The organism is Paenisporosarcina sp. TG20, from assembly GCF_000286315.1.
GTDB lineage: Bacteria > Bacillota > Bacilli > Bacillales_A > Planococcaceae > Paenisporosarcina.
The window spans coordinates 1-6001 of record NZ_ALJG01000160.1; the positions used below are offsets into that span (position 1 = coordinate 1).

The window sequence follows — 6001 nt, forward strand, 5'->3', positions numbered from 1 at the left end:
CTTTCACTGGAAATTCAAGATGAGATTTGTGAGCTTTAAAAAAGAAAATCACGTATTTACATTTACCGGTTTAACGTGAGTCACATCTTGAAAATTCTGTTTTAGCATGTTAGTTTCCATATACTAAATACACCATGAACACGGGGTTCTCGGCACTCTATAGTCATATACTTTCTTATCTTTTCTTAGCTAGATAACTGCTAAATACAAACCGATACTCCCAAATCCAAGTAGTGTAAAGGTAAGTATTTGTATCGAAGTAGACTCTTTTATCGAGTCCATCAATATTTCTTTTACTGTAACCATATACATTAGTCCAATAGAGAAACTCATTAAAATAGACCAAATAAAAGGGTTACCAATTCCTATTATTTCTCCAAAATAAGCACCTATGCCTACCGGTATGGCAACGATTAGTGTGAGAAATAACAATGTCCACATTCCAAGACCAGCCACGAACATAAAAGTACACACGATTATTCCTTCAGGGATATTGTGCAGAATGATCATTATAAGAATGGAGTTACTTAAAGAGGAATCCTGATTAGAACCTAAAATAATCCCTATTGGGAGATTATGAAATGAGATACTAATTATTAGTACAAATCCGGTGAATAATGAAAAATGCTTTTCATCATTTTTTGCATATGTAACCGGAACCTTAAATGATTTATGTATGAGGTTAAACATAGTTACTCCTATTAAAAAACCCAAAATAGAAGAAATCCAACCGCCTAGCTGTATTGCTTCCGGCGCCACATCAAAACTCAATAAACCAAGAATTAACCCTGCACAAATACTGAAAACTAGATCCATTCGTTTCTGAATTCCTTGTAAAATCCAAGCAATGATTCCTCCGATACCAAATCCTAAAGCAGTAAACACATATCCAATGACCCAAACAGAAGACATTTTTATCACCCTTACGATCGTTGTCTTTATGGTTATATGGGTAAAGACATGTTTTTATGAGGAGTTCTAACAATATCGCATTGATTTTTATAATAGATGGAAGAGAAACCTGTGCTTTAGAAATCATCTCGAAACAAAGTTTGAGATGATCATGTAATTCTGTTTTTTTTATATCGCTAAAACATTTTCACATTTTTTCCAAATATACTCCCTCATCTTTTTTCCACTCAAGATAAAAGACATCCTTATACTGCTTGATATGATTGTTGTGGAGCTTTTTTAACAGCCACTCTTCATTTAGTCCAGCTTTTTTCAAGTTTTCCCAATCAACTTCTCCATCTCTTATTAATGTAACAGACAGATAGACAGGCTTTTGAGGGAGCTTCATATCAGAAATCGTTGGTGATTCATATTCTGGTTGTTTCAAGACACTCATCGTACCATCAGTTTCAAGAAGTGCATAAGCAACTTCTCTTATTGAAAAAATATCTTTCTTTCGTAGCAAAACTTGAAGTTGGTTAATATCTATTTTGTTTTTTTTCATTTGCTGTCTATCAGGATGACCGTTATTAATAATTATGGAAGGTTCCCCTTCTAATATTTTTCTCGAACCTGGAAATTTTTGTGTACACCATTCAATTAACAATATCAATGAACCCCATATCGCAATTGCAATAAGAATAGAGCCGATTTTGGCTTCTTTATCATAAATAGCGTTTCCAACAAGTTCCCCTAGTACAAGCGCGGCGATGAAGTCAAAGGGAGTAATTTGAGAGAGAGTCATTTTTCCCAATATTTTTGTCATAATGAGTAATGCTCCAAAACCTACTGCCAGTTCAATTGCCATTGTAGTTATATCCATACTCCATTTCCCCCTTTACCGGTTCTTTTCCTAGGATAGACGAATTAGTAAAGGAATAAACGAGATATTCAATAGCAATATTTAAGGAGATAGAAATTCTCTTTAAACATGATTGTTTATCTACATAGTTACTGACCAGTGATTGTTACCGTGTAAATGTAAGACATTTCTTAGAAAAATTCATATGCTTGACAAAAGATGCCTCCCAGTATGCCCCACCATGACCATTGCAAAGTACAAATTTTTTAAATCCTTGTCTCTCTAAATTCACAATTATTTCTTCCAGCATTGCTGTTAGCGCCGTTGGACTCACGGTAATTGTACCTTTGTAGTTAGCATGTTCCTCAGATGTATTAAAAGGAATAGTTGATAATACATAAGAATTCAATAACTCACCAAATATTCTGCGTACTTGAGTTACCCAATCCTCTCTCTTATCCAATTGATTTAGCGATTCAACGATACAAGATAAATATTTAGGAATTTCTTCTTAATGTCAGAAGAATATTAATAGCTGTAAAACAATTTGCCACACCAATCTACATCGATTATTCCATTCATTTCTTTTATTTCATTTTGTAACACCTAATACCGAAGTGCTTTGGATGCGAACAAAGTCAATCCCTTCTGATTGCAAATCATTATATTAAAACGGTTAGGATTGTATTCTGAATGAATCATATTTTGATACTTCCTCTTTTATTAATTAATGGAAAAATAACCTCTTAAGGAATTACTATCCACAGAGGTTATTTTCATCAATTATTTATTTTTGTTGGATTGTTGATCCGTGTTTTTGGTAACAACGTTTTTAGGTTTAGATTTAGAATTAAATTCTGCAGCAAATTCTTCGTTGGGTTCGTTGGGGCTTTTGTAGATTCCAAAGCTGTTATGCGTTCTTTCGTTCAATGTCTTTTTGTTATTTTTACTCATGGATGTTCACCTCCTAGAGTCTAATGTGCTCCGTATAGAAGGTTTTATTCTAAATGGGGAAGCATGGGGACGGTTCTCCTGCTTCCTTTAAGGATAGTTTCATCTGATTTTTAAAATTTATTAGGTATATTTGCAGGATTATTGAACTAGATATGGAATAAAACATAGTATGACTAGAGTGATTTATCTCCTATTTACTATGCCTCTCCCACCCCCGCGTTTCTTTTTCCACCCAAATGCTTTAGTTTTCAATTTCTTCTTTTTGTTCCTATTATATTATGGAGATTTTAGTTTTAAGCATCAATTCTAAAGGGGTTGAGGAGTATCGTTTATAGGTACATCTTTCGAAAGGAGTCCAAGAAGATGAGAAAGAAAAATCTAAATTTGGATAGTGGTGATCGAGATGCCTCGGAAAGCTAGGTTGAAAAGTAAAAATGGAATCTATCACATTATGTTAAGAGGTGCCAATAAACAGGAAATATTTCACGATGATGAGGACTGTATAAAATTTCTGGATATCCTCGAAAAATATAAAAGGATATCTGAAATGAAAGTATTTGCGTGGTGTTTAATGAGCAATCATGTACATCTTCTATTAAAAGAAGGAAATGAACCGATTTCAATAACAATGAAACGAATAGGTGTAAGTTTTGTCTGGCACTATAACTGGAAGTACAATACAACCGGGCATCTATTTCAGGATCGGTTTAGAAGTGAAAATGTAGAAACGCATAAATATTTACTAACCGTTATCAGATATATCCACCAAAATCCAGTAAAAACTGGAATCGTCAATCAAGCGGATGAATGGAGATGGAGTAGCTGTCTTGCGTATTACGGAAAACAACTTCACCCTACTAATTTACTGGATGCTGATTTAATTTTCAGGCTGATCTCTGTTGATTTCACGATTGCTAAAGAAAGGTTTATAGAATTTAATGAAAGGAAAAGTAAAGATCAATGTCTAGATGATAGAGGAATTGAAAGAAGAAGATTATCAGATGAAGAGGCAAGGCAAGAAATCAAACAGTTGCTAGGACCGATTGAAATTGCTCAAGTAAAGAGTTTATCGAAGTTAAAAAGAAATGAAGTATTGCTGATAGTAAAATCAATCGATGGGTTATCACAACGTCAAGCTGCAAGAATTTTGGGCGTTTCTCCTAACCTTATATTTAAAGCCTAGGGAAGGAGGGAAAAACAAGAGAACCGTCCCTTTGCTTCCACGAAGGAAAAAGCGACATTACGTTCAAAATTGAACGTAATGTCGCTTTTTTCAATTTAAACACACTTATAATTTTTGAGATCGTAAGTTTTTCAGTGACCTCATATCACCCTAAGAGGTTATTTTTATGAACAAATCAAACCTAATTACAAAATAATACCATTATGGATTAATCTATAATATTTACTTTTTGCTAGATAATTTGATAATAATTTATCTTCTTAAATAATTGCTAGGATCTTTCCCGGTTAACTTCAAACACAACATCATATTCCTTTAAAGATGAAAAAAATAACAAAAACTAAAATAGATTAGGAATCATTTTTATTGGGAATGAATACATTAAATAAACAAAAATAATAAATCGTTAACTTAATGAAATTGACTTTTCGTTAATAACGTCTACAATGGAGGTAAGGAGGTTGAGACTAATGAGTAAAGTTATTTATGAAATGACAGAAAGTAATATTGATGTCGGCTTTCGTGAACACAATCAGTATGTTATTGAAAAAGAAACAGATTATATTCTAAACAAAATAGTTACAATTATGCTAAGTATTTTTTCAGATAAACTGAAAGGAATTACTTTCAATAAAACTGTAATACAATTTAATGCAGAATACTTACTTTCTGTAAAGCATCAAAAAAATTTACTAAAGTGGCTTCGTCGAATTGCGAGCTTAGAAATTTCACCTTCAGATTTAGAATTTGGCAAATTAAAAATCGATTTAGAAAATTGGTATTATCAATTAGGTGGAGAAAAAATTCACTTTGAATATCAAGAGGGGTATCTACTTACACCAAGTGAAGCATCAACACAATTGGGCATTTCAAAGGTAACTTTGAATAAATATATTAAACAGGGATTAGAATGTGTTAATACTTCTTCACATCGTAAAATACCAAAATTTATTATCGAGATTTGGAAAGATCCTGTTTATTCTATTCGTTTACAGATGATGGCTCAAGAAAAACAACGTCAAAACCAATCTCCTATTGAACGTTTACATGAAATTAACAACGAATTAACTACACTTCAAGTGAAATATAAATCTGCAACTTATCAGGAAGCATTTAAAGAATTCGACGGAGATTCAATGGATGATCCATCCGATTACTATACATGGAAATATTTAGAAGAAGAAAAGAGCGAAATAATCACACTTTTAGGAGGTTTGGATTTTGGGAAGAAGGAAAAATAAACAAACAGATATAGATAAACTTCTTCCTGTAGAAATAGATGATATTCTTGAAAAATATGGGCGTTATTTAAAATCCTATAGTCAACTACAGGATAGAGAATCTGTTTTTGCCAATTTCAAAAAAACTATAAAGAGGCTTGAAGTTCTTTTTCCGTTATTAGAACATCCTGTCCATGGAATTACTGGTCTTCATGTTGTTGAAAATTATGATGATGATGGATACGTAAGGCAGTATCACTATCAATGGAGAGTTATTGTTCCTAAAATGGGAATACGACCAAGTCATATCTGTGGATGGGGAAATGATCCGCATGATGCCGAATGGACACCTGAAGTGTATAAAGTTGATACCGAACCACATCATCATCACTTTGACCCAAATGATCGTAAAAATAGAAGAGAAAATTATGATGTTCGTACACTTGAACAAGCCTTTGAATTTGTAACCAAGTATCTAGATAGCGGAGAAGAATATACAGGTAAAGTAGACTAAACTAGCGATTTGAGACACGCATAAAACACTAACTTTAAGCTACTATTGCCCCGTATTCTTTGGGGTCAGGTATCCCTTTATTTCTTCTTTGCCCAAACACCCACATGCTTACCTTCGATTTAAACACAAAAAAAACTTAGACAGCTAATAACGGTACTTATCTAGATTCTGGTATTTGATAAATGTTTTCCCCTACTTTTTTCCCTATTTTTATAGCAACCTATTAAGATAGGAAGAACTGTTTTAAATAAAGCCGGATTGACACTTTCAATCAGAATTACTCCCGCTTTCACATTGTTTTGTTTTCACTAAAAAAACCCGATACAGAATCATTCCTGTATCGGGTTATAAAATTTATCACTAGCGTTGCATAAAAA

7 protein-coding genes are annotated in these 6001 nt (G+C 33.0%); 3 read left to right on the plus strand and 4 right to left on the minus strand.

Annotated elements, in window-relative coordinates; all coding sequences use genetic code 11:
- Window positions 1–189: 189 nt before the first annotated feature.
- The 4 genes from B371_RS0102215 to B371_RS23710 form a co-directional block, all read right to left on the minus strand.
- Complete coding sequence (locus B371_RS0102215; protein ID WP_019412685.1) at window positions 190–912, minus strand: ZIP family metal transporter; 723 nt, start codon at window positions 910–912, stop codon at window positions 190–192.
- A 187-nt stretch (window positions 913–1099) separates the two neighbouring features.
- On the minus strand, window positions 1100–1774 hold the full coding sequence (locus tag B371_RS0102220; RefSeq protein WP_019412686.1) for a DUF421 domain-containing protein: 675 nt from the start codon (window positions 1772–1774) through the stop codon (window positions 1100–1102).
- 145 nt (window positions 1775–1919) lie between these two features.
- Window positions 1920–2162, minus strand: a complete 243-nt coding sequence (locus tag B371_RS0102225) for a creatininase family protein (RefSeq protein ID WP_019412687.1) — start codon at window positions 2160–2162, stop codon at window positions 1920–1922.
- 374 nt (window positions 2163–2536) lie between these two features.
- On the minus strand, window positions 2537–2707 hold the full coding sequence (locus tag B371_RS23710) for a hypothetical protein (protein ID WP_019412688.1): 171 nt from the start codon (window positions 2705–2707) through the stop codon (window positions 2537–2539).
- A gap of 403 nt (window positions 2708–3110) precedes the next feature.
- Here B371_RS23710 and B371_RS0102235 point away from each other — a divergent pair, with 403 nt between their 5' ends.
- The 3 genes from B371_RS0102235 to B371_RS0102245 all read left to right on the plus strand — a co-directional run bounded on the left by B371_RS0102235 (window position 3111) and on the right by B371_RS0102245 (window position 5624).
- On the plus strand, window positions 3111–3890 hold the full coding sequence (locus B371_RS0102235) for a transposase (RefSeq protein ID WP_019412689.1): 780 nt from the start codon (window positions 3111–3113) through the stop codon (window positions 3888–3890).
- Window positions 3891–4360: 470 nt separating this feature from the next.
- Window positions 4361–5131 (plus strand): hypothetical protein, encoded by a 771-nt coding sequence (locus tag B371_RS0102240; protein WP_019412690.1) that lies wholly within the window; start codon window positions 4361–4363, stop codon window positions 5129–5131.
- Window positions 5112–5624, plus strand: a complete 513-nt coding sequence (locus B371_RS0102245) for a DUF6516 family protein (protein WP_019412691.1) — start codon at window positions 5112–5114, stop codon at window positions 5622–5624. Before B371_RS0102240 ends, B371_RS0102245 begins: the two co-directional genes overlap by 20 nt.
- The last annotated feature ends 377 nt before the right edge of the window (window positions 5625–6001 follow it).